Here is a 26,372-nt window from a genome sequence, read left to right on the forward strand (position 1 = left end):
GGCCTAGACCTACCCGGCGCTCCCGGGCCGCCGCGGGCGGTCGGACCGCGGCGACGGCCACCGGCTCCGCGACCGCGCCGGACGCCCTGACAAGTCACGCGATGGGCGCTCCACCGGGACGTCGGCCCGGTGTCCGACGCCCCGTGCCACCGGTCACCGGTGGACCGAGGTGGAGCGGATGGAGCTCAGCGCCGCCGTGGTCTGCACCGGCAGCGGACCGGCCCACAGATCCGCGGAGCCGGGCAGCAGACCGGTCGGCAGGTCGGCGCGGCGGCGGACCTTGAGCTTGCGGTACACGCGGGTCAGGTGCTGCTCCACGGTGCTGACCGTGATGTAGAGCTTGCGCCCGATCTCCCGGTTGGTGTGCCCCAGCGCGGCCAGCGCCGCGACCCTGCGTTCGGCGGAGCTCAGCGTGGCCAGGTCGTCCGGCTCCTCGTCGACCCCGGCGGCGGGCTCGGCGTCGCCTTCGGCGGCGGGCGCCAGGTCCAGCTGCGGCAGCAGGTGGCGGCGGCACAGCGCGCCGGCGCCGCAGGCCTCGGCGACGCGGATCGCGCGCTTGGCGACGATCTCGGCCGCGCCGGCCTCGCCCAGCTCGTCGTGCGTCGTGCTCAACGCGGCCAGGGCCAGCGAGAGCTCCACCTGGTCGCCGGCGTCCTGCAGCAACGTCACCGCTTCGCGCAGCATGGGCAGCCGCGGCTTCGCCTCGGCCGCGGTGGACAGCAACCGCAGGGACGTGCCGCGCACCCGGGGCACGTGCGCCCCGGGCCGGTCGAGCTGCGCCAGCGCCAGCTCGCCCACCCGCTCGGGGCGCTGGAGCCGGATCAGCGCCTGGGCCAGGTCGGTGCGCCACGGCAGCAGCGCCGGCAGGTCGAGGTCCCAGTGCACGGCCAGCGCGCCGCACTCGTCGAAGTCGGCGAACGCGGCGTCCGGCCGGCCGGCCGCCAGGTGCGCGTGGCCGCGCGCCCGCAGGTACACGGCCCAGTGCGCGGTGTCGCGAGCCGCGATCGGCACGCTGCGCCGCAGGTGCGCACGCGCGTCGTCGTGCTTGCCCTGCCAGGCCGTGGACAGCACCAGCGCCGCCAGCGGCGAGGCGATCGCCGGGCCCCAGTCGTGCGGCGCCAGCGCGGTGAGGGCGAGCCTGGCGAGCCGCTCCGCGGTGACCAGGTCGCCCTCCATGAGCGCGAGGTGGGCGCGGACGTCGGCGAGCACGGCCTTCCACGCCGACGCCTGACCCGAGCCGATCTCCTCGCGCAGCGCGTCGTACCACTGGCGCGCGCGGGCGACCGCGCCGCACGCGCCGAGCGTGAGCAGGGCGTGCACGGCCAGTTCGGGCGCGCTGTCGGGCATCCAGCGGTTGCGCAGGACCCACTCGGCGGAGGCCAGCACCTCTTCGGGGTGGTCCCGGGCGAGCGCCGTGCGGCGGTCACCGCTGCCGGAGTGGACCGCGACGGCCACGGTGGGGTGCACCGCGCGCACCCAGTCCCGGAGCACCCGGTGCTCGGTCACCGCCGGGGCGCCCGCCGGTCGGACGGCCACCTCGGTGGCGTCCTCCAGCGCGCGCAGGGTCTCCTCGGCGTCGGCGGTGTGCCCGTGCCAGAGCTGGTAGCGCAGCAAGGCCCTGGTGTCGCGCACGGTCAGGTGGCCCTCGCGGGCCGCGCGGCGCAGCGGGGGCAGGTGCCGTGCGACGACGGACGGCGCGGTGCGCCACTGCACGGCGGCCAGCGCGGCGACGAGCGAGGCGGTCGCGGTCGGGTCGTCGCCCGGCGCGACGGTGCGGGCCAGCTTCAGGCACTCGGCGGCCCGGTCGAGGCGGTGCTCGGCCAGCGCGCTGTCCGCCGCGTCGCGCAGCACCGCGACCGCCCACGGCGCGTCGGCCGAGCCCGCCGCCACGAGGTGCGCGGCGATGTCGGTGCTGGGCAGGCCTTCGGCGAAGAGCAGGTCGGCGGCGGCGCGGTGCAGCCGGGTGTGCTCGTACGCGGGCAGGTCGCCCAGCACGGCCGCCCGCACCGCCGGGTGCCGGAACCGACCGTCGTCCAGCAGGCCGGCGTGGTCCAGCGCGGTCACCGCCTCGGCCGCCGCGGCGGGGATGCCGCGCAACCTGCCGAGCAGTTCGGGCGCGGCGTTCTCGCCGAGCACCGCGATCGCCCGCACGACGTGCAGCAGGTCGGGACCCCAGCGGTGCAGGCACGCCAGGACCGCCTGGCGGAACGCCTCGCCGATCGCGACGTCGGTGTCCGGGTCGTCGTGCAGCGCCGCCCGGTGGTCTTGCACGAGTGCCTTGACCAGTAAGGGGTTCCCGCCGGTCACGGCGTGGTAGGACGGCGCGCACCGGTTCGCGGTGGCGGGGTCGAGCAGGTCGGCGACCAGTTGCGCGACCCCCCGCTGCGACAGCGGGGCGAGCCGCACGCCGGTGTACCACGGCATCCGGGTCAGCTCCGCCAGGACCAGCGCGTTGCCCCGGCCCGAGTAGTCGGACTCGGTGAGCACGACCGCGATCCGCGCGCCGCCGACGCGGCGCATGAGGTAGAGCAGGGTTTGCAGGCTGAGGGGGTCGGCGTGCTCCACGTCGTCCACCACCAGCACCACCGGCCGGGCGCGGGCGAGGTCGAGCAGCGCCTCGCCGGCCTCGCGGACCAGGTGCGGCGAGCGCCGGGCCTGGTCGGGGGCGTCGGCGTCCGAGTCCGGCACCGCGCTCAACCGGGCCGCCGCCTCGTCCGCCGGTCCGGTGGCGAACTGCGAGAGCACCCCGCCGGGCAGACCGCGCTCGTCACGCGAGCAGGTGGCCGCGAACACCAGTGCGCCCGCCGCGCGAGCCGGCTCGTCGAGCGCGCGCACGAGCACGGTCTTCCCACCGGCGCCGGGGCCGCTCACGTGGATGACCTGACCCCGCCCGTCGACCGCCGCGGCGATCAACTGCGTCAGCTGCCCGAGGACTTGGTCGCGTTCCACTAGGCGCACAGTTCCTCCCCAGTCCCGCGTTGCTGTCCGTAATCAATCGCGCGACGTTGCGCAGCCGCGTGACTACCCAGCGCAATGCCTGCGGCTAGACAACTGTACAAGACGGAGGTGTAGATGAGGCGGAAAAAGTCATTCCAACCTTTCCCCGGCGACTCAATCGCCCACCCCGTTGCCCGTTCCACGCCCGAATGGAACCCAAATGAAACACCGCCGTGCAACCTACTGCGGAGTAAATCACCCACAAAGTCACAGTTCAGCGACTCGAGTAGCAGTCGATCATGACATCGGTTTCCACTCGACCGCCACTCGGCCCCTCCGGGTAATGCACGGAAGGCGATTGGTCACGCCCGAACGGGGCCACCCATTTTGGTGACCCGGCCCACCCTCGCCCCGAAGGATTTCCGCATTAATCGGGGTTCGGGCCGCCATGACTCGTTGTGTCGGCACGGCCGTACGGATTAGCACCACAGAGTGGTCGTGGCCGGCTCACGTTCACCCCGCGAGGTGTCCGCCGGGGACCGAGCCGTCCCCGGCGGACACGGAGCGTGAGAGCGCAACCACGATCCACCACCGCGGTCAGTCGGTCGTCTCCAACTCCTCGTCGAGGATGTCGAACAGCTCGTCGGCCGTCACGGCGTCGAGCGACGCCTCCCCGTTCCCCGATTCGGGCACGCCGGGCGCCAGCCGGGCCACCAAGGCGCGCAACCTCGCCTCCACGCGGGCGCGTTCCTCCTCGCCCGGCGCGGTCACGTCGAGCACCGCCTCCAACCGCGCCAGCTCGTCCTCCAGCGACGGCGCCGCCTCGCCCGCGCCGCCCAGCTCGACCACCAAGAAGTCCGCCACCTCCGCCGGCGTGGGGTGGTCGTAGACCAGCGTCGCCGACAGCCGCACGTCCAGCCGCTCGCCCAGCCGGTTGCGCAGCTCGACCGCCGCCAGCGAGTCGAAGCCCAGGTCCAGGAAGCCCTTGGCCGGGTCGACCGCCTGCGGACCGTCGTGGCCCAGCACGGCCGCGGTCGCGGCGCGGACCAGCTCCAGCAGGTGCGCGCGGAGGTCGCCCGGCGACAGCGCGTCGAGCCGCACGGCGTCCGGCTCGACGGCCCGCGCGGCACGGCGCCCGCCACGCGGCACACCACGCAGCACGGCCGCGACCGGGCCCGGGGCCGAGCGCGCCGCCGCGAAGTCCACCCGCGCCGGGACCAGTTCCGCCCGGTCTCCCGCCACCGCCGCGTCGAACAGCGCCAACCCTTCCCGAGGGCTCAGCGCCACCACACCCGACTCCGCCATCCGCCGCAGGTCCCGGTCGTCGAGGCCCGCGGTCATGCCGCTGTCGACCCCGTGCCACAGGCCCCAGGCGAGGGCCGTGGCCGGCAGCCCCTGCGCCCGACGTGCCCGCGCCAGGCCGTCCAGGAACGCGTTCGCCGCCGCGTAGGCCGTCTGGCCCGCGCCGCCGAGCACCGACACCAGGGACGAGAACAGCACGAACGCCTTGAGGTCGTGGTCGTGGGTCAGCTCGTGCAGGTGCCACGCCGCCTCGGCCTTCGGCCGCCACGCCGCGTCCACCTGGTCGGCCGTGAGGTCGGTCAGCAGCGCGTCGTCCACCACCCCCGCCGCGTGCACCACCGCCGACAGCTCCACCCCGGCCACCAACGCCGCCAGCGCGTCGCGGTCGGCCACGTCGCACGCCGCCACCTCGACCGCCGCACCCGCCGCGGCCAGGTCCGCCACCAGCTCCTCGACGCCCGGCGTGGCCGGCCCGCGCCGGCCGACGAGCAGCAGCCTGCGCACACCGTGGGCGGTCACCAGGTGCCTGGCCACCGCGGCGCCGATCCCGCCGGCGCCACCGGTCACCAGCACCGTGCCGGCGCCGAAGTCGGGGCGGACACCGTCAGCCGCCCGCACCAGCCGGGGCACGTGCACCCGGCCGCCGCGCACCGCCACCTGCGGCTCATCCGAGGCCAGGGCGGCGGTCACGGCGTGGTCGGACTCGGCGCGCCCGTCCACGTCCAGCGCCACGACCAGGCCGGGGTGCTCGGCCTGCACCGAGCGAAGCAGTCCCCACAACGGCGCGTGCGCCAGGTTCACCGCTGACTCGTCCTGCGCGACCGCGACCGCGCCGGTCGTGACGACCACCAACCGGGCCGCCGGTGCGCCGCGGACCCAGTCCCGCAGCACGTCGACCAGTCGCGTCACCGCCTCGCGACCGGCCGCGGCCGGATCGTCGCCCGAGGTCGGTTCCAGCGGCAGCAGCACGAAGTCCGCGCCGGAGGCCGCGGCGGAGGCCACGTCGGGGTGCGCGACCGCGCCGAACCGGGGCTCGGGCGCCACCACGGCCGCCCGCACCGGGGCGCCGGCCGCGCCGGGCGCCGGCGTCCAGTCGACCCGGTGCAGCGCGGCCGACCCCTGCTCGGGCACGGGCAGCGGGCGCACCGCCAGCGATCCGACCGAGGCGACCGGCGCGCCGGCGGCGTCCGCCAGCTCGAAGGTGTAGCCGCCGTCCCCGGCCCGGCTCAGCCGCACGCGCAGCACCGACGCGCCGGACGCGTGCAGGACGACGTCGCGCCAGGCGAACGGCACGCTGACCCCGTCGCCGTCTTCATCGTCGAGCAGGCCGGTGGTGTGCAACGCCGCGTCCAGCAGCGCCGGGTGCAGGCCGAACCGGTCCGCCCCGGCGGCCGTCGCGTCGTCCGCCACCACCTCGCCGAACACGTCGTCACCGCGCCGCCACGCCGCCACCAGGCCGCGGAACGCCGGGCCGTAGGCGTAGCCGCGATCGGCCAGCGCGTCGTACCACCCGGTCAGGTCGACCTCCACCGCGCCGGCGGGCGGCCACTCGTCCCAGTCGACGGCCGGCGCCGCGAGGCCGGTGGCGAGCACACCGGTGGCGTGCCGGGTCCACTCGGAGCCGGGGACGTCCGGTCGCGTGTGGACGGTCAACGACCGGCGCGCGGACGGGTCCGGACCGCTCACCGCGACCTGGAGCACCACGGCGCCGCGCGCGGGCAGCACGAGCGGCGCTTCGAGGGTCAGCTCCTCGACCCGGTCGCAGCCGACCTGGTCGCCCGCGTGGACCGCCAGCTCCGCCAGCACCGCGCCGGGCACCAGCACCCGCCCGGCGACCGCGTGGTCGGCCAGCCAGGGCTGCGCGGCCGGTGAGACGCGGCCGGTGAGCAGGACGCCGTCGTCGGCGAGCGCCACGACCTCGCCCGCGAGCGGGTGGCCCGCGCCGCCGTCGACCACGTCGAGCCAGTAGCGGCGGCGCTGGAACGGGTAGGTCGGCAGGTCCACGACCCGCGTGCCGGACCCGGCGAACACCGCCGACCAGTCCGGTTCCGCGCCACGGACGAACAACGCGCCGAGCGCCAGCGCCGCGGTCGCGGTCTCCGACCGGTCGGCCCGCGACGCCGGCGCCAGGAACGCCGAGGTCGGGTCGAGCAAGCACTCCTGGGCGAGACCGGTGAGCACCGCGTCCGGGCCGATCTCCAGGTAGGTCGTGACCCCTTGGTCCTCCAGCGCGCGCACACCGTCGTGGAAGCGCACCGCGCCCCGCACGTGACGAACCCAGTACTCCGGATCGGTCAGCTCGCCCGGTTCCGCGACCCGGCCCGTCACGTTCGACACCACCGGCACCCGCGGCTCCGCACAGGACAAGGAGCGCACCACTTCGCGGAACCGGTCCAACACCGGCTCCGCGTGCGGCGAGTGGAACGCGCGCGACACCCGCAGCGCGCGGGTCTTGCGACCCTCCGCCCGCCACCTCACCACCAACTCGTCCAGCACCGCGCGGTCACCCGACACCACCACCGAACGCGGGCCATTGACCGCCGCCACGTCCACCCGGCCCTCCGAGCCGACCAGCCAGCGCCGCACCTCCTCCTCGGTCGCCACCACCGCGACCATGCCGCCGTCCGACCGCATCTCCCCCATCAACGCGCCGCGCGACACCACCAACTTCACCGCGTCCGCCAGCGAGAACACCCCCGCCACATGTGCCGCCACGATCTCACCCACGGAATGACCGGCCACGAAGTCCGGCCGCACGCCCCACGACTCGAACAACCGGAACAACGCCACCTCGAACGCGAACAACGCCGGCTGGCTGATCGCCGTGTCGTCCAAGGCCGCCTGATCGTCGCCGAACACCACCTCCGCCAACGAACGACCCAACTCCACGTCCACCGCCGCGCACACCTCGTCGAACACCGACGCGAACACCGGCCACCGCGCGTGCAGCTCACGACCCATGCCGACCCGCTGCGAACCCTGCCCGGTGAACAACACCGCCAACCGGCCCGCGGAGCGGTCCGCGCGCACCACGCCCGGCCCCTCGCCGTCACGTGCGAGCGCGTCCAGCGCCGCGACGACGGCATCGGGGTCGGTGGCGGAGACGGCGGCCCGGTGCTCCAGCGCCGACCGGGTCGTGGCGGCGGCGCGGACCACGTCCGCCAGCGGCAGGCCGTCGACCAGCGCCGCCCGCAGGTTGGCCGCCTGCGCCCGGAGGGCCGCCTCACCGACCGCCGAGACCAGCAGGGGCGCGACCGGCGCCGCGGTGTCGGTGTCCACCGGGGCCGGCTCCGGTGCGGGAGCCTGCTCCAGCACGAGGTGCGCGTTGGTGCCCGAGATGCCGAACGACGACACACCGGCCCGACGCGGACGACCCGTCTCGGGCCACGCGCGGGCCTCCGTCAACAGCTCGACGGCGCCCTCCGACCACTCCACCTGCGGCGTGCGCTCCCCCACGTGCAACGTCTTCGGCAGCACGCCCTCGCGCATCGCCATCACCATCTTGATCACCCCGGCCACACCGGCCGCCGCCTGCGTGTGCCCGAAGTTCGACTTCACCGAACCGAGGTACAGGGGCTCCGGGCGGTCCTGGCCGTAGGTCGCGATCACCGCCTGCGCCTCGATCGGATCACCCAACCGGGTACCGGTGCCGTGCGCCTCGACCGCGTCCACCTCGGTGTGCGACAACCCCGCACTCGCCAACGCCGCCCGGATCACCCGCTGCTGAGACGGACCATTCGGCGCCGTCAAACCATTCGACGCGCCGTCCTGGTTCACCGCCGACCCGCGCACCAACGCCAACACCTGATGACCATTGCGCCGCGCGTCCGACAACCGCTCCAACACCACGATGCCCACGCCCTCGGACATCGCGGTGCCGTCGGCGTCGGCGGAGAAGGACTTCGCCCGACCGTCGGGCGCGAGGCCGCGCTGGAGGCTGAAGTCGATCAGCGTGTCCGGGGTGGCCATCACGCTCACGCCGCCCGCGAGGGCGAGCGAGCACTCGCCGTTGCGCAACGCCTGCGCCGCCAGGTGGATCGACACCAGCGACGACGAGCACGCCGTGTCCACCGACAACGACGGCCCCTCGAAGCCGAAGACGTAGGACAACCGGCCGGACGCGACCGACGCCAACGACCCGTTGCCCAGGTAGCCCGCCAGGTCCTCCGGGATGTGGTTCAGCCGGGTCGCGTAGTCGTTGTACATGATGCCCACGAACACGCCGGTGTGGCTGCCGCGCAGGCCGGTCGGGTCGATGCCCGCCCGCTCCAACGCCTCCCAGGACGTCTCCAGCAGCAACCGCTGCTGCGGGTCCATCGCCAACGCCTCACGCGGCGAGATGCCGAAGAACGCGGGGTCGAAGTCGGCGGCGTCGTGCAGGAAGCCACCCTCCAGCGCGCAGAACCTGCCCGCCTTGCCCGGTTCCGGGTCGTACAGGGCCTCCACGTCCCAGCCCCGGTCGGACGGCAGGGGCGAGATGCCGTCGCGCCCGGCCGCGAGCAGCTGCCACAGCTGTTCGGGTGTGGTGACCCCGCCGGGGAACCGGCAGCCCATGCCGACGACGACGATCGGGTCGTCGGACACCGCGGCCGGGGTGGGAGCGGTCCGCACCGGGGTGTCCTCGCCCAGCAGCTCGGACTTGAGCAGCGCCGCGAGGACCACCGGCGTCGGGTGGTCGAACACCAGGGTCGCGGGCAGCCGCAACCCCGTCACCGCGTTGAGCCGGTTGCGCAGCTCCACCGACGCCAACGAGTCGAAGCCCAGGTCGCGGAACGCCTTGCGGGGTTCCACCGCCTCGACGCCGTCGTGACCCAGCACCGCCGCCACGTGCGTGCGCACCAGCTCCAGCAGCAGGTGGTCGCGTTCGGTCCCGGGCAGCGCGGTGAGCCGGTCGGCGAGCGACGGCCCGCCCGCGGCCGAAGGGCCGGACACCCGGCGCGCGGGCTTGCGCACCAGCGCGCGGAACAACGCGGGCACCTCGCCCCGCGCCCGCAGCGCCGCCGTGTCCAGCCGCATCGGCACGAGCAGCGCCCGGTCGGCGGCCAGCGCCGCGTCGAACAGCGCCAAGCCCTCCTCGGTGGTCAACCCCAGCAGGCCCGAGCGGGCCAGGCGGGCCACGTCGGCGTCGGTGAGGTGCGCGGTCATCCCGCTGCGCTGCTGCCAGAAGCCCCAGGCCAGCGACGTGCCGGGCAGACCGGCCGCGCGGCGGGCGTGGACCAGGCCGTCCACGTAGGCGTTGGCCGCGGCGTAGTTGCCCTGGCCGCCGCCGTCCACCGCGCCCGCCGCCGACGAGAAGGCGACGAACGCCGTCAGGTCGCCGGTCAGCTCGTGCAGGTGCCGAGCGCCGTCGGCCTTGGGCCGCCACGCGGTGTCGAAGCGCGCGTCATCCAGGTCGGTGACGAGCGCGTCGTCGAGTGCGGCAGCGGCGTGCACGACGGCGGTCAGGTCGGTGATACCGGCCAGCAACCCCGCCACCGCAACGCGGTCCGCCACATCACACGCCACCACCTCCACCCGCACACCCACTGCGGCCAACTCATCACGCAACTCCACCGCACCAACCGCATCAAGACCCCGCCGACTCGTCAACACCAACGACCGCACACCATGACCAACCACCAAATGCCGAGCCAACACCGCACCCAAACCACCCGTACCACCAGTCACCAACACCGTCCCACCACCGAACGACCCGGCAGACGGACCGGCCACGACCGGCACCCGCACGAGGCGGCGGGCGAACAGCTCCTCGTCGCGGATCGCGACCTCGGGTTCGCCCGCGCCGAGCGCCGAGGTCAGCTCGTCCCACCCGACCGGCCAGCGGTCGGTGTCCACCAGCACGAAGCGGTCCGGGTGCTCCGAGGCCGCCGCGCGCACCAGACCGTGCACCGCGGCCACGGCGGGGTCGACCGGCGCGTCGCCCGCGTCGGCGCCACCCCGGGTCAGCACGACCAGGCGGGCCGCGGCGAACCGCTCGTCGGCCAGCCAGTCCCGGACCACCGCCAGCACGTCGTCCACGGTGGACCTGTCGCCCGCCGGGACGACCGGGAGCACCGCCCAGTCGGGCACGTCGGTCAGCTCGGCCAGTCCGGCGACCTGCGGCACGTACTTGCCCAGCCCGCCGCCGAGCACCACGATCCGGCCGGTGGTCGGCTCGGCGGTGAGCGGCGTCCAGTCGATGCCGAACAGCGCGTCCGCCACGCCACCGGCCGGCGCGGACACCTCGCGGGAGAGCAGGGCCGCCACGGCGGCGACCGGCGCGCCGGTGTGGTCGGCGATCCGGATGGCCAGGCCGTTCGCGCCCGAGGGGGTCAACCTCACGCGCAGCGCCGTCGCGCCGGTCGCGAACAACCCGACACCGGTCCACTCGAACGGCACCTGGGGCGGTCCGCTCGCGTCCTCCACCACCAGGGCGGCGTGCAGCGCGGCGTCGAGCAGCGCCGGGTGCAGGCCGAAGCCGGTCGCGGTCACGACCTCGGGCAGCGCGACTTCGGCGTACACCTCGGCACCGGCCCGCCACGCGGCGCGCAGCCCGCGCAACGCCGGGCCGTACTGGTACCCGCGATCGGCGAGCACGTCGTAAGCGCCGGTCAAATCGACCGGTTCGGCGCCTGCCGGTGGCCACGCGGTCAGCTCGAAGTCCGCTTCCGCGCCGGTCTCGGCCAGCGAACCCGACGCGTGCCGGGTCCACGGGCCGTCCCGGTCGTCCGGTCGCGAGTGGACGGTCACGGCACGGCGGCCGGTCGGGTCGGACGCGCCGACCCGCACCTGCACCCGCACCCCGCCGCGGCCGGGCAGCGGCAACGGCGCCTCGATCGTGAGCTGCTCCACCAGGTCGCAGCCGACCTCGTCACCGGCCCGGAGCGCGAGCTCGACGAACGCGGTGCCGGGCAGCAGGGGCGTCCCGGACAGCGCGTGGTCGGCCAGCCAGGCGTGCGAGGACAACGACAGCCGTCCGCTGAGCAGCACCTCGTCGGCGTCCGCGACGGTGACCACCGCGCCGAGCAGCGGGTGCTCGGCGGAGCCGAGGCCGGCCGACGACACGTCGCCCGCGGGCGCGGTCGCGTCGAGCCAGAAGCGGCGGCGCTGGAAGGCGTAGGTGGGCAGGTCGACCGTGCGCGGAGCGGCGTCGGCGAGCAGCCCCGCCCAGTCCACCGGCGCGCCGCGGGTCCACGCCTCCGCGAGGGACAGCAGCAGCCGGCGCGGGCCGCCGTCGTCACGGCGCAGCGAACCGACGGCGGCGACCTCGACCCCGCCGGCGTCGGCCGTGTCCTGCACGGCGGCGGTGAGCACCGGGTGCGGGCTGCACTCGACGAACACCGTGTGGCCGTCGGCGACCAGCGCGCGGGTGGCGCCGATGAAGTCCACGGTCTCGCGCAGGTTCGCGTACCAGTAGTCGGCGTCCAGCGTCGCGGTGTCGACCGGCTCGGCGGTGACCGTCGAGTAGAACGGCACGCTCCCGGTGCGCGGCGCGATGCCCGCCAGCACCTCGGCGAGCCGCTCGCGCAGCGCCTCCACGTGCGACGAGTGCGAGGCGTAGTCCACCGCCACCCGGCGCACCCGCGCGCCGCCGGCCGTCAACGCCTCGCCCGCGGCGTCGAGCGCGGCCGGGTCACCGGAGAGCACCACCGACGCCGGGCCGTTGACCGCCGCGACGGACGCGCCCGGCGTCAGGTGCTCGCGCACCTGTTCCACGGGCAGCAGCACGGACATCATCCCGCCCTTGCCCGCCAGGTCCTCGGCGATCGCCAGGCTGCGCAGCGCCACGACCGCCGCGCCGTCCCGCACCGACAGCCCGCCCGCGACGACCGCCGCCGCGATCTCGCCCTGGGAGTGCCCGACGACCGCGTCCGGGCGCACGCCGTGCGACCGCCACAGCTCGGCCAGCGACACCATCACCGACCACAGCACGGGCTGCACGACGTCGACGCGGTCCAGCGGCGGGGTGCCGGGCAGGCCGCGCACCACGTCGAGCAGCCGCCAGTCCACGTGCCGCTCCAGCGCGGCGGCGCACTCGGCCATCCGCTCGGCGAACACCGGCGAGGAGTCGAGCAGCTCCACGGCCATGCCCGCCCACTGCGTGCCCTGACCGGGGAACACGAACACCACGCGGGGATCGGCGCCGGCGACGCCCTCGACCGGGGTGGCGGCAGCGTCACCCTCGGCGAGCGCCACGACGCCCGCCCGCAACTCGGCCAGGTCTTCCCCCACGACCACCGCGCGGTGCTCCAGCGCGGCCCGCGTGGTCACCAGGGAGTGCGCCACGTCCTCCGCCCGCAGGTCGGGGTCGGGGTGCTCGGCCAGGTGGGCGGCGAGCCGCGCGGCCTGCTGCGCCACCGCCGCGCGGGTCCGGCCGGACAGCGCGAACGGCACCGGACCAGCCCCGACCGGCCCGAATTCGACCGGCTCGGGCGCGTCCGCCGGGTCCTCGGCGGGTGCCTGTTCCAGCACGACGTGCGCGTTGGTGCCCGAGATGCCGAACGACGACACACCGGCCCGACGCGGACGCCCGGTCCGCGGCCACGGCACCGTGCTCGTCGGCAGCTGCACCGCGCCGAGCTCCCAGTCGACCTGCGGGCTGGGCTCGGTGACGTGCAGCGTGCGCGGCACCTCGCCCGCCCGCATCGCCAGCACCATCTTGATCACGCCCGCGACGCCCGCCGCCGCCTGCGTGTGGCCGATGTTCGACTTGATCGAGCCGAGGTAGAGCGGGGTGTCGCGGTCCTGGCCGTAGGTGGCGATGACCGCCTGCGCCTCGATCGGGTCGCCGAGCGGGGTGCCGGTGCCGTGCGCCTCGACCACGTCCACCTCGGCGGGCCGCACGCCGCCGGCCGCGAGCGCCGCCCGGATCACCCGTTGCTGCGAGGGGCCGTTCGGCGCGGTGAGGCCGTTGGACGCGCCGTCCTGGTTGACCGCCGACCCGCGCAGCAGCGCCAGGACCTGGTGGCCGTTGCGCCGGGCGTCGGACAGGCGTTCCAGCACCAGCAGGCCCACGCCCTCGCCCCAGCCCGTGCCGTCGGCGTCCGCGGAGAACGACTTGGACCGGCCGTCGCCGGCCAACCCGCGCTGGAGGCTGAAGTCGACGAACGTGTCCGGCGTCGCCATCACCGTGACACCGCCCGCGAGCGCCAGCGAGCACTCCCCGTTGCGCAACGCCTGCGCCGCCAGGTGAATGGACACCAACGACGACGAGCACGCCGTGTCCACCGACACCGCCGGACCTTCCAGCCCCAGCACGTAGGACACGCGGCCGGACAGGACGCTGGCGATGCTGCCGTTGCCGATGTACCCGGCGATGTCCTCGGGCACCTCGCGCAGCCGGGTGCCGTGGTCGTGGTACATCACGCCGGCGAACACGCCGGTCGGGCTGCCCTTGAGCGACAGCGGGTCGATGCCCGCCCGCTCCAACGCCTCCCAGGACGCCTCCAGCAGCAGGCGCTGCTGCGGGTCCATCGCCGTCGCCTCGCGCGGACCGATGCCGAAGAACTCCGCGTCGAAGTCCAGCGCGTCGCGCAGGAAACCGCCTTCGCGCACGTAGGTCTTGCCGGCGCGGCCCGGTTCCGGGTCGAAGATCGCGTCCACGTCCCAGCCCCGGTCGCCGGGGAACTCCGACACCGCGTCCACCCCGTCCGCGACCAGCCGCCACAGCTGCTCGGGCGTGCTCACCCCGCCGGGGTAGCGGCAGCTCATCGCGACGATGGCGATCGGGTCGTCGACCGGTCGAGCCGGCGGCGGCGCCGGTTCGACCCTCGGCCCGTCGCCGAGCACCGTGGCACCGATGTGGGTCGCGAGCGCCACCGGGGTGGCGTAGTCGAAGACCAGCGTCGCGGGCAGCCGCAACCCCGTCACGGCGTTCAACCGGTTGCGCAGCTCCACCGCGGCCAGCGAGTCGAACCCGATCTCGCTGAACGCGCGTCCGGGCTCCACGGCCTGCGGGCTGTCGTGCCCCAGCACCGCCGCCACGTGCGCCCGCACGAGGTCCAGCAGCACCCGGTCGCGCTCGGCGGCGGGCCGGGCCGCCAGGTCGTCGGCGAAGTCCGCGCCGCCCGCGCGGACCGTGCCCGCCGCGCGCCGGGCCGGTCGCACCAGACCGTGGAACAGCGGTGGCAGTTGCCCGCCGCGAGCGCGCAGGGCGGTGAAGTCGAGCTTGACCGGCACCAACGCCGGGTCGTCCGCCGCCAGGGCGGCGTCGAAGGCGGCCAGGCCGTCGGCGGTGGGCAGGGCGGGCAGCCCGGCCCGGCCCATCCGCGCCACGTCGGCCTCGGACAGGTGCGCGGTCATCCCGCTGCGCTGCTCCCACAGGCCCCAGGCCAGGGAGACGGCGGGCAGGCCCCGCGCGCGGCGGGCGTGCGCGAGCGCGTCGAGGTAGGCGTTCGCGGCGGCGTAGTTGCCCTGGCCCGCGCCGTCCACCACGCCGGCGGCGGAGGAGAACAGCACGAACGCGCGCAGGTCGCCGGCCAGCTCGTGCAGGTGCCGCGCGCCGTCGGCCTTGGGCCGCCACGCGGTGTCCACCTGCTCGGGCGTCATGCCCGACACGAGCCCGTCGGCCAGCACGCCCGCCGCGTGCACCACCGCGGTCAGGCCGTCGACGCCGGCCAGCACGGCGGCCACCGCGTCGCGGTCGGCGACGTCGCACGCCACCACCTCGACCCGGGCGCCCGCCGCGGTCAGCTCGTCGCGCAGCTCCGCCGCGCCGGTCGCGTCGAGGCCTTGGCGGCTGGTCAGCACCAACGACCGCACGCCACGCCCGACCAGGTGCCGTGCCACCAGCGCGCCCAGGCCACCGGTGCCGCCGGTGACCAGCACGCGGTCCTCGTCGGTCCACTCGAAGGCGGGCCCGCCGGTCGCCCGGGCCAGCCGGGGCACGAGCAGCGCGCCGGCGCGGACCGCGACCTCCGGCTCGGCCGACCCGAGCGCGGGGCGCGGGTCGGCGGCCGGGTCGTCCAGGTCCAGCAGCACGAACCGGTCCGGGTTCTCCGCCTGGGCGGCCCGCACCAGCCCCCACGCGGGCGCGACGGTCTCGTCCACGGTGGTGCCACCGGCGGGCACCGCGCCCGAGGTCGTCACGACCAGGCGCGCGGCGGCGAAGCGGTCATCGGCCAGCCACGTGCGCACGGCCGTCAGCACGGCGTCCACCGTGGACCGGGCGGTGGCGGGCGCCGGGCGCAGCAGCACCCAGTCCGGCACGTCGTCCAGCTCGGCGAGATCGGTCACCTCGGTCAGCGCGCCCGCGGCGGGCGTCGCCGACGCAGGCACCCAGTCGACCCGGTACAGCACGTCCGGGCCGGTCGCGACGGTCAGCGCGGCGACCGGCACCGGCCGGGTGACCAGCGCCTCGACCGTCGCCACCGGATCGCCCGCCGGGTCGGTGAGCAGCAGCGCCACCGCGTGGTCGCCGACCGGGGTGACCCGCACCCGGACGGCGGTCGCGCCGGTGGCGTGCAGCGACACGCCCGTCCAGGCGAACGGCAGCTCGACGACGCCCTCGTCGCCGCCCGCGCCGGTCGCGTGCAGGCAGGCGTCCAGCAGCGCCGGGTGCAGGCCGAAACCCGCCGCGTCGGCGACGCCGTCGGGCAGGGCCACCTCCGCGTAGACGTCGTCACCGGAGCGCCAGGCGGCGCGCAGCCCCCGGAACACCGGCCCGTAGTCGTAACCGCCGGCGGCCAGCTCGTCGTAGAGCGCTGCCACGTCCACGCGGGTCGCGTCGGCGGGCGGCCACTGGGTGAGCCGGTCGGGCGCGGTGCGGGGCGCGCGGTCCACGAAACCGGTGGCGTGCCGCGTCCACGCGTCCTCGGCCCCGTCGAGGCGCGAGTGGATGGTCACCGCTCGTCGCCCGGTCGCGTCCTCGCCACCCACCGCGACCTGGAGCACCACGCCACCGCGCGCGGGCAGCACAAGCGGCGCTTCGAGGGTCAGCTCCTCGACCCGGTCGCAGCCGACCTGGTCGCCGGCGCGCACGGCGAGTTCCACGAACGCCGTGCCGGGCAGCAGGGTCGTGCCGGCGGCGGCGTGGTCGGCCAGCCAGCGGTGGGTGCCCAGCGACAGCCGCCCGGTCAGCAGCACGCCGCCGTTGTCGGCCGTGGCGACCGCCGCGCCGAGCAGCGGGTGCCCGGCCGGGCCGAGTCCCGCCGCGGTGACGTCGCCGGGCCCGCTGGTCGCGTCCAGCCAGTAGCGTCGGTGCTGGAACGGGTAGGTCGGCAGGTCCACCACGCGGGAGTCGCCGACCAGCTCGGCCCAGTCCGGTTCCGCGCCGCGCACGAACAACGCGCCGAGCGCCAGCGCCGCGGTCGCGGTCTCCGACCGGTCGGCGCGCACCGCCGGCACCATCGACGCCGAGGTCGGGTCGACCAGGCAGTCCTGGCCCAGGCCGGTGAGCACCGCGTCCGGCCCGATCTCCAGGTAGGTCGTGACGCCCCGCTCTTCCAGCGCGCGCACACCGTCGTGGAAGCGCACCGCACTCCGCACGTGACGAACCCAGTACTCCGGATCGGTCAGCTCGCCCGGTTCGGCGACCCGACCCGTCACGTTCGACACCACCGGCACCCGCGGTTCCGCGAACGACAAGGAGCGCACCACTTCGCGGAACCGGTCCGACACCGCCTCGGCGTGCGGCGAGTGGAACGCGCGCGACACCCGCAGCGCGCGGGACTTGAGGCCTTCCGCCTTCCACCGCATCACCAACTCGTCCAGCACCGCGCGATCACCCGACACCACCACCGAACGGGGGCCGTTGACCGCCGCCACGTCCACCTTGTCCTCGACACCCGCGAGCCACGTGCGGATCTCGTCCTCGCCGGCGACCACCGCGACCATGCCGCCGTCCGGTCGCATCTCTGCCATCAACGCGCCGCGCGACACCACCAACTTCACCGCGTCCGCCAGCGAGAACACCCCCGCCACGTACGCCGCCGCGATCTCGCCCACCGAGTGGCCGGCGACGTGATCGGGCCGCACGCCCCACGACTCGAACAGCCGGAACAACGCCACCTCGAACGCGAACAACGCCGGCTGACTGATCGCCGTGTCGTCCAAGGCCGCCTGATCGTCGCCGAACACCACCTCCGCCAACGAACGACCCAACTCCACGTCCACCGCCGCGCACACCTCGTCGAACACCGACGCGAACACCGGCCACCGCGCGTACAGCTCACGACCCATGCCGATCCGCTGCGAACCCTGCCCGGTGAACAACACCGCCAAGCCACCGGGCACCCGGCCGCCCTGGACCACGCCTGACCCGGTGTCCCCGGCGGCGAGCCCGGTCAGCGCGGCGAGCAGGCCGTCCCGGTCGGCGGCGACGACGGCGGCCCGCCGTTCGTGCGCGGCACGGGCGGTGGCCAGCGAACGCGCCACGTCCGGCAGCGCCAGGTCGGGCTCGGCGGTCAGCCGCCGAGCCAACCGGGCCGCCTGGTCGCGCACGGCTTGGTCCGTGCGGCCGGACAGCACGATCGGCGCCCGCAGCGGAGCCTCGGACCGCACCACGTCCGGTTCGTCGGCCGCCTGTTCGAGGACGAGGTGCGCGTTCGTGCCGGAGATGCCGAACGACGACACACCGGCCCGACGCGGACGTCCGGTCTCGGGCCACGCACGGGCTTCGGTCAACAGCTCGACGGCGCCTTCGGACCATTCGACCTGGGGCGTGCGTTCGCCCACGTGCAGCGTCCTGGGCAGCACGCCCTGGCGCATCGCCATCACCATCTTGATCACACCGGCGACGCCCGCCGCCGCCTGCGTGTGGCCGATGTTGGACTTGATCGAGCCCAACCACAGCGGCTCCGAACGGTCCTGGCCGTAGGTCGCGATCACCGCCTGCGCCTCGATCGGATCACCCAACCGAGTACCGGTGCCGTGCGCCTCGACCGCGTCGACCTCGGTGTGCGACAACCCGGCACTCGCCAACGCCGCCCGGATCACCCGTTGCTGCGAGGGACCGTTCGGCGCGGTGAGGCCGTTGGACGCGCCGTCCTGGTTCACCGCCGACCCGCGCAGCAGCGCCAGGACTTGGTGGCCGTTGCGCCGCGCGTCCGACAACCGCTCCAACACCACGATGCCCACGCCCTCGGACCAGCCCGTGCCGTCGGCGTCCGCGGAGAACGACTTGGACCGGCCGTCACCGGCCAACCCGCGCTGGAGGCTGAAGTCCAGGAACGTGTCCGGCGTCGCCATCACCGTGACGCCGCCCGCGAGCGCCAGCGAGCACTCGCCGTTGCGCAACGCCTGCGCCGCCAGGTGGATCGACACCAACGACGACGAGCACGCCGTGTCGACGGTGACCGCCGGACCTTCCAGCCCCAGCACGTAGGACACCCGGCCGGACGCGACCGACGCCAACGACCCGTTGCCCAGGTAGCCCGCCAGGTCCTCGGGGATGTGGTTCAGCCGCAACGCGTAGTCGTGGTACATCACGCCCGCGAACACGCCGGTCGGGCTGCCCTTGAGCGACGACGGGTCGATGCCCGCCCGCTCCAACGCCTCCCAGGTGGTTTCCAGCAGCAACCGCTGCTGCGGGTCCATCGCCGTCGCCTCGCGCGGACCGATGCCGAAGAACTCCGCGTCGAAGTCCAGCGCGTCGGCCAGGAAACCGCCTTCCACGGAGTAGGTCTTGCCGGGCTTGCCCGGCTCCGGGTCGTACAGGTCGGCGACGTTCCACCCGCGGTCCTCGGGGAACCGCGTGATGCCGTCCGCACCGTTCGCGACCAGCTCCCACAGCTGCTCGGGCGTCGTCACGCCGCCCGGGTAGCGGCAGCTCATGCCGACGATCGCGATCGGCTCGTCGACCACCGCCGCGACCCGGTCGACGGGGTGGCCCGGCGCGGCCGTCGGGGTGGCCGCGCCGAGCGCCTTCTCCCGGATGTGCGCGACGAGCGCCACCGGAGTCGGGTGGTCGAACACCAGGGTCGCGGGCAGCCGCAACCCCGTCACGGCGTTCAACCGGTTGCGCAGCTCCACCGCGGCCAACGAGTCGAAACCCAGGTCGCGGAACGCCTTGCGCGGTTCGATGGCCTGCGGGCTCCCGTGGCCCAGCACCGCCGCCACGTGGGTGCAGACCAGCTCCAGCAGCTTGGCGTCGCGGTCCGCCTCGGGCAGGTCGGCGAGCCCGGCCAGCGGCGCCGGGCCACCGGCCACCGCCCCGCCCGCCGTGCGCCGGGCCGCCGGCACCAGGCCGCGCAGCAGCGCGGGCACGCCGTCGACGCGGGCGCTCAGCGCGGCCAGGTCGAGGCGGACCGGCACGACCACGGGTTCCGCCGTGCTCAGCGCGGCGTCGAGGAGCGCCAGGTTCTCCGCCGGCGTCAGGCCCGGCATCCCGGAGCGCTCGACGCGCTGAAGCGCGGCTTCGTCGAGCACCGCGCCCATGCCGTCTTGGCCGAGCCACAGGCCCCAGGTCAACGCGGTCGCGGGCAGGCCCTCGGCGCGGCGGCGGGAGGCGAGGGCGTTGAGGAAGGCGTTGGCCGCCGCGTAGTTGCCCTGGCCGGGGTTGTCCAGCAGCGCGGCGAGGGAGGAGTACAGGACGAACGCGGTCAGCTCGCGGTCGCGGGTCAGCTCGTGCAGGTGCCAGGCGGCGTCGGCCTTGGGCCGCAGCACGGTGTCGACCTGCTCGGCGTCCAGGGTGCCGATCGTGCCGTCGGCGACGACACCTGCCGCGTGCACCACGGCGGTCAGGTCGGTGATACCGGCCAACAACCCCGCCACCGCAACCCGGTCCGCCACATCACACGCCACCACCTCCACCCGCACACCCACTGCGGCCAACTCATCACGCAACTCCACCGCACCAACCGCATCAAGACCCCGCCGACTCGTCAACACCAACGACCGCACACCATGACCAACCACCAAATGCCGAGCCAACACCGCACCCAAACCACCCGTACCACCAGTCACCAACACCGTCCCACCACCGAACGACCCGGCAGACGGACCGGCCACGACCGGCACCCTGGCCAGCCTCGGCGCCAGGACCGCGCCCTCGCGCACCGCGAGCTCCGGTTCGCCGGTGGCGGCGGCGTCGACCAGCCTGGCGGCGGACGCCTCGGCGCCGTCCAGGTCGACCAGCGCGAACCGGTCGGGGTGCTCCGCCCGCGCGGCGCGCACGAGACCCCACACCGAGGCGTGCGCCAAGTCGTCGGCCGCCGCGTCACGGGTCACCACGACCAGCCGCGACGACGCGAACCGCTCGTCGGCCAACCAGGCGCGCAGCAGGTCCAGCACCGCGTTCACCGAGGCGCGCACGGCGGTGAGCGGGTCGCCGCCCGCCACGGGCACCTCGTAGAGCACCACCTCCGGCACCGCCGCGCCGGTCGCCAGCGCCGTCGACAGCGCGGTCAGGTCGGCGTACCCGGTGATGCCGGGACGGCTCGCGCCCAGGACGACGGCGCGACCGGCCGGCGCGGGCGCGGCGTGCCTGCCGGTCCACTCCAGCCGGAACAGCGACTCGTGGTGCTCGCGGCGGGCGGCGGCCAACTGCTCGGCGGTCACCGCGCGGGACACGAACGACCCGATCGTCGCGACCGGCGCCCCGCTCGGGTCGGCGACGGTCAGCGCGACCGCGTCGTCGCCCGCCGGTGAGATCCGGACCCGCACCGCGGACGCGCCCGAGGCGTGCAGCACGACGTCGCTCCAGGCGAACGGGATGCGCACCTCGTCCGCCGGGCCGACGCCCGCCGCGTCCAGCGCGTGCAGCGCGGCGTCGAGCACGGCGGGGTGCAGCCCGAAGTCGGCGGCCGCGGCCCGCTCGCCGTCGGGCAACGCCACTTCGGCGTACACGTCGTCGCCGTGGCGCCACACCGCGCGCAGACCTCGGAACATCGGCCCGTAGCCGTAGCCGCGCTCGGCCAGGTCGGCGTAGACGCGGGAGACGTCCACCCGCTCCCCCACCGGTGGCCACGCGTCGAGGGGTCGCGGCGCGGGCACGGGGCCGGCGGCCAGCACACCGCCCGCGTGCCGCGTCCACACGACCGCGCCGGGCGAGTTCTCCGGTCGCGTGTGGACGGTCACGGCGCGGCGGCCGTCGTCGCCGGGCGCGTCCACCACCACCTGGAGCACCACGCCGCCCTCGTCGGGCAGCACCAGCGGCGCCTCCAGGGTCAGCTCCTCCAGCACCGGGCAGGCGACCTCGTCGCCGGCGCGCACCGCCAGCTCCACGAACGCGGTGCCGGGCAGCAGCACCGCGCCGGAGATCGTGTGGTCGGCGAGCCAGGGGTGCGTGCGCCGGGACACCCGGCCGGTGAGCACCACGCCGTCGCCGCCCGCGAGCCCGACCACCGCGCCGACCAGCGGGTGGTCGGCGGCGCGCTGGCCCAGGCCGGCGGCGTCGGCCCCGGCGGGACCGGACTCCAGCCAGAAGCGCGTGCGCTGGAACGCGTAGGTCGGCAGGTCCACGCGCGCGCCGACGCCCTTGGGCAGCAGCGCCGCCCAGTCGACCCCGGCGCCGCGCACGTGGGCCAGGGCCACGGCGGCGCGCACGTCGGCGACCTCGTCGCGGTCCTTGCGCAGCAACGGGGCGAAGGCCGCCTCCGCGTCGTCCACGGTGTCCTGCGCCATCGCGGTGAGCACCGGGTCCGGGCCCAGTTCGAGGAACGTGGTCACCCCGCTGTCCGCGAGGTGCCGCACGGCGTCGTGGAACCGGACCGCGCGGCGCACCTGCCCGACCCAGTACTCCGGCGCGCACAGCTGGTCGGCGGTCGCGGGCCGGCCGGTGACGTCGGAGACGACCGGGATCGTCGGCGGCGAGTAGGTCATCACCTCGGCGACCCGCCGGAAGTCGGCGAGCACCGGTTCCATCAGCGGCGAGTGGAAGGCGCGGTCGACCCGCAGCCGCTTGGTCTTCACGCCCCGCTCGGCGAGCACGCCGGCGATCTCCAGCACGGCGTCCTCCGCGCCGGACAGCACCACGGCGCGCGGCCCGTTGACCGCGGCGAGGTCGACTTCGTGCTCCCGGCCGGCGAGCAGCGGTCGCACCTCGTCCTCGCCGGCGCGCACGGACACCATCGCGCCGCCGGCGGGCAGCGCCTGCATCAGCCGGCCGCGCGCGCCGACCAGCAACGCCGCGTCCTCCAGCGACAGCACGCCCGCGACGTGCGCGGCGGTGATCCCGCCCAGCGAGTGGCCGACGAGCACGTCCGGGCGCACGCCCCACGACTCGACCAGCCGGTACAGCGCGGTCTCCAGGGCGAACAGGGCGCTCTGCGCGTAGGAGGTCCGGTCGAGCAACGCGGCCAGGTCGCTGCCCGGCGCGGCGAACATCACGTCGCCGAGCGGGTGCTCCAACTGGAGGTCGAGCCAGCCGCACGCGGCGTCCACCGCCTTGGCGAACACGGGGAACGCGCGGTAGAGCCGCCTGCCGGCGTCCAGCCGCTGGCTGCCCTGGCCGGTGAACAGGAAGGCGAGCAGCCCGGGTCCCTTCGCGCCGCGCACCAGGCCGGGAGCTTCTTCTCCCCGGGCGAGCGCGGTCAACGCGCGGACGGCGTCGTCGCGGTCCTCGGCGAAGATCACCGCGCGGTGCTCCAGCGCGGCACGGCGGGTGGCCAGCTCGCGCGCGGTGTCGACCAGGTTCGGCGGGGTGCCGGTGCGCGGGTCGGGCTCGGCGAGGAACCCGGCGAGGCGGTCGGCCTGGGCGCGCAGGGCGGCCTCGCCGCGTGCGGACACCACGAGCACCACGGGCTCCGGTTCCGGCGGCGCGACGGGCTCGGCGGCGGGCGGCTCCTCCAGGACCACGTGCGCGTTCGTGCCGCTGACGCCGAACGACGACACCGCGCCGCGCCGCGGCTGGTCGCCCCGGGGCCACGGGCGGGACTCGGTCAGCAGCTCGACGGCGCCGGAGCCCCAGTCGACGTTCGGGGTGGGGGCGTCGACGTGCAGGGTCTTGGGCAGCACGCCCTCGCGCATCGCGTACAGGACCTTCACCAGGCCGGCGATGCCCGCCGAGGCCTGGCTGTGGCCGATGTTGGACTTGATCGAGCCGAGCCACAGCGGCTCGTCGCGCCCCTGGCCGTAGGTGGCCAGCAGCGCCTGCGCCTCGATCGGGTCGCCGAGGCGGGTGCCGGTGCCGTGCGCCTCCACCATGTCCACTTCGGACGGTTCGAGGCCGGCGTCGGCCAGCGCGCGCCGGATCACCTTCTGCTGGGCGGGGCCGCTGGGCGCGGTGAGGCCGTTGGACGCGCCGTCCTGGTTGATGGCGGTGCCGCGCACCACGCCGAGCACTCGGTGCCCGGCGGCCAGCGCGTCGGACAGCCGCATGACCACGACGACACCCGCGCCCTCGGCCCAGCCGGTGCCGTCGGCCGCCGCCGCGAACGGTTTGCACACCCCGTCCGGCGCCAGGCCGCGCTGCGTGCTGAACGCGGTGAACGCGCCGGGGTGGGCCATGATCGCGACACCGCCGGCCAGGGCCATCGAGCAGTCGCCGTTGCGCAGTGCCCGCACCGCCAGGTGCAGCGCCACCAGCGAGCCGGAGCACGCGGTGTCCACCGAGACGGTCGGCCCCTCCAGGCCGAAGGCGTAGGCGAGCCGGCCGGACACGACGCTGGGCGCGTTGCCGGTCAGCAGGTAGCCGTCCAGGCCCTCGGGCGCCTGGTGCAGCCGCGGGCCGTAGTCCTGGGGCTCCACTCCGATGTAGACGCCGGTGTCGCTGCCGCGCAGCCCGAGCGGGTCCACGCCGGCGTGCTCCAGCGCCTCCCACGCCGTCTCCAGCACCAGCCGCTGCTGGGGGTCCATGGCCAGCGCCTCGCGCGGGCTGATGCCGAAGAACTCCGCGTCGAACTCCGCCGCGTCCTCGAGGAAACCGCCACGCCGGACGTAGGACTTGCCGGGCTTGCCCGGCTCGTCGTCGAACAGCGCGTCGAGGTCCCAGCCGCGGTCGGTCGGGAACCCGCCGATCACGGTGCGGCCCTGCGCGACCACGTCCCACAGCTTCTCGGGGGTGTCGCTGCCGCCGGGGTAGCGCACGCCGATGCCGACGACCGCGATCGGCTCGTCGTGGCGTCCGGCCAGGACCGGGGCGGCGATCTCGACCGCCACGTCCTCGCCGAGCGCGCGTTCCAGCGCGAACCGCGCCACGGCCAGCGGCGTGGGGTGGTCGTAGACCAGCGTCACCGGCAGCGCCAGGCCGGTGGCCGCGCCGAGCCTGCGGTGCAGGTCGACCGCGGCCAACGAGTCGAAGCCCAGGTCGCGGAACGGGCGCGTGGCGTCCGCGGTCGGCGGCGCGTCCGGCAGGGCCGCCGCGAGGACCTCGGCGACCTGCCGGAGCACGACCTCCAGCAGCACGCGTTCCTGCTCCGCCCGGTGCAGGCCGGCCAGCCGGTCCACGACCGGGTTCGGTGCGGTGGACTCGGGCACGACGTTCTCCGACTCGCTCATCGGCGCTCCAACCGGTGTGACCCGTTCGGGTCGGTCCTGGGCACGACGCGTCCCGCCACCGGGCGCTGCCGCGGTCGCGGGGTTGCTGCGCCGCCCCCGGCGGGTGGCCGGGGGCGGCGGTGGGTCACTGGGCGGGCGCCGGCGCCGGGCCGGTCTCCGGGGTGGCGGTCATCGGGCGTCGCGGTGTCGACGGACGCCGAAGCGCTGCCGGCCGGCCCGACGACGTGGTCACGGCACCGGGGTGCGGTCGGGGGTCGACGTCCGCCACCCGGCTCACCACCGCACCCGGAGGACTTTCGGACCGCGCACCAGCAGCCCCTTCTTCCACTCCACGCCGTCGTCGCCCCCGGAGAGCCGGAGGTCCGGGAAGCGGGTGGTGACGGCCTCCAGCGCGACCTGCAGCTCCATCCGGGCGAGTTGCGCGCCCAGGCAGTGGTGCGGCCCGTGGCCGAACGCGACGTGCGGGTTCGACGCCCGGCGGAAGTCGACGTCCTCCGGGTCGGTGAAGATCTCCGGGTCGCGGTTGGCGCCGGGCAGCGACACCAGGATCGGCTCGCCCTGCCTGACCACGACGTCGCCGAACCGGACGTCCTCGGTGGCGTAGCGGGGGAACATCGCCGCCGGGTTGAGCGGGATCAGCCGGAGCAGCTCCTCGACGGCGGCCGGGATCAGCTCCGGCTCCGCCTTGAGCATCTCGTAGTGCCCGGGGCTCTTGAGCAGCGCGTACAGGAAGTTCGGGATGTGCGTGGACACCGTCTCCGACCCGGTCAGCAGCAGGCCGACGCCGACGATCGACAGCAGCTCCTGCTCGCTGAGCTGGTCGTGCTCGTCGCGGGCGTGCACCAGCACGCCCAGCAGGTCCTCGGTGGGCTGCTCGCGGCGCTGCGCGACCAGGCCGCCGATGTAGCCGAACAGCTGCTCGACCTGCGCCATGATCGGCTGCGCGGTGCTGGTCAGGCCTTCGGTCCAGACCCGGAACTTGACGTGGTCCTCGACCGGCACGCCCAGCAGCTCGCAGATCACCGTGACCGGGAACGGCATCGCGAAGTGCTCGACCAGGTCGGCGGAGGGCCCCTCGGCCACCAGGTCGTCCAGGCACGCGTTGGCGATGCGGACCGCGTTCTCCCGCATCTCGTTGACCCGGCGGGCGGTCAGGGCTTTGCCGACGAGCTTGCGCAGCCGGGTGTGCTCCGGCGGGTCGAGGCCGATGATGCCCTCGTAGGTGATCTCCTCGCGGGTGCGCGGCTGGTCCTGCCCCTGCGCCGCCGCCCGGCTGAACCGGGGGTCGATCAGCACGGTCCGGACGTCGTCGTAGCGGGTGGCCAGCCACGCTTCCTCCCCGTAGGGCAGCTGGACCCGGCTGACGGGCTCGTCCCGCCGCAGGGCGCCGTACAGCGGGTCGATGTCGACGCCGGGAGCCTCGCTGAACGGGTATCTGCGGACCTGCCGGGTTGCTGTCACTGGGGTCTCCTCCGGGTGTGCGTCCGGGCCGCGCCGGTCCCGTCGAAGGCCTGCGGGAGTGGATCGACGAACACCGCCGCGAACGGGCTGGTGGGGGTCACCCCGGCACGCTGGGGGGAAGCGTAATGACGGGCGCGGGCCGGAACACACCCCCGCGGGCCCCTACGCCGCCCCTATCGCCGGCCGTCCCCGGCAGGTGGCCCGACCGGGTCCGGGCGGGGGCCGGCGGAGCGGTCGGCGGAGGCCACCCCTCCCGGTCGGCAGGCGTGGTGAGGGGTGGCGCAGGGGCGGCGGTAGGGGTTGCGCCCAGCGGGTTG

3 protein-coding genes are annotated in these 26,372 nt (G+C 75.4%); all 3 read right to left on the reverse strand.

Features of this window, described 5'->3' with window-relative positions:
• Positions 1–153: 153 nt before the first annotated feature.
• The 3 genes from EDD40_RS04605 to EDD40_RS04615 all read right to left on the reverse strand — a co-directional run bounded on the left by EDD40_RS04605 (position 154) and on the right by EDD40_RS04615 (position 26,055).
• Positions 154–2,958, reverse strand: a complete 2,805-nt coding sequence (locus tag EDD40_RS04605; RefSeq protein ID WP_123741780.1) for a helix-turn-helix transcriptional regulator — start codon at positions 2,956–2,958, stop codon at positions 154–156.
• Positions 2,959–3,534: 576 nt separating this feature from the next.
• Entirely contained in the window at positions 3,535–24,594 is a 21,060-nt protein-coding gene (locus EDD40_RS04610; protein ID WP_123741781.1) for a type I polyketide synthase, read from the reverse strand.
• A gap of 273 nt (positions 24,595–24,867) precedes the next feature.
• Positions 24,868–26,055: a cytochrome P450 gene (locus EDD40_RS04615; protein WP_123741782.1), complete on the reverse strand. Its 1,188-nt coding sequence runs from the start codon at positions 26,053–26,055 to the stop codon at positions 24,868–24,870.
• Positions 26,056–26,372: the final 317 nt, after the last annotated feature.

Source organism: Saccharothrix texasensis (assembly GCF_003752005.1).
In the GTDB taxonomy this organism is placed as follows: Bacteria; Actinomycetota; Actinomycetes; order Mycobacteriales; family Pseudonocardiaceae; genus Actinosynnema; species Actinosynnema texasense.

Coding starts and splice junctions, on each gene's coding strand:
- EDD40_RS04610 (WP_123741781.1), bottom strand. CDS start 24,594: ATGAGCGAGTCGGAGAACGTCGTGCCCGAGTCCACCGCACCGAACCCG.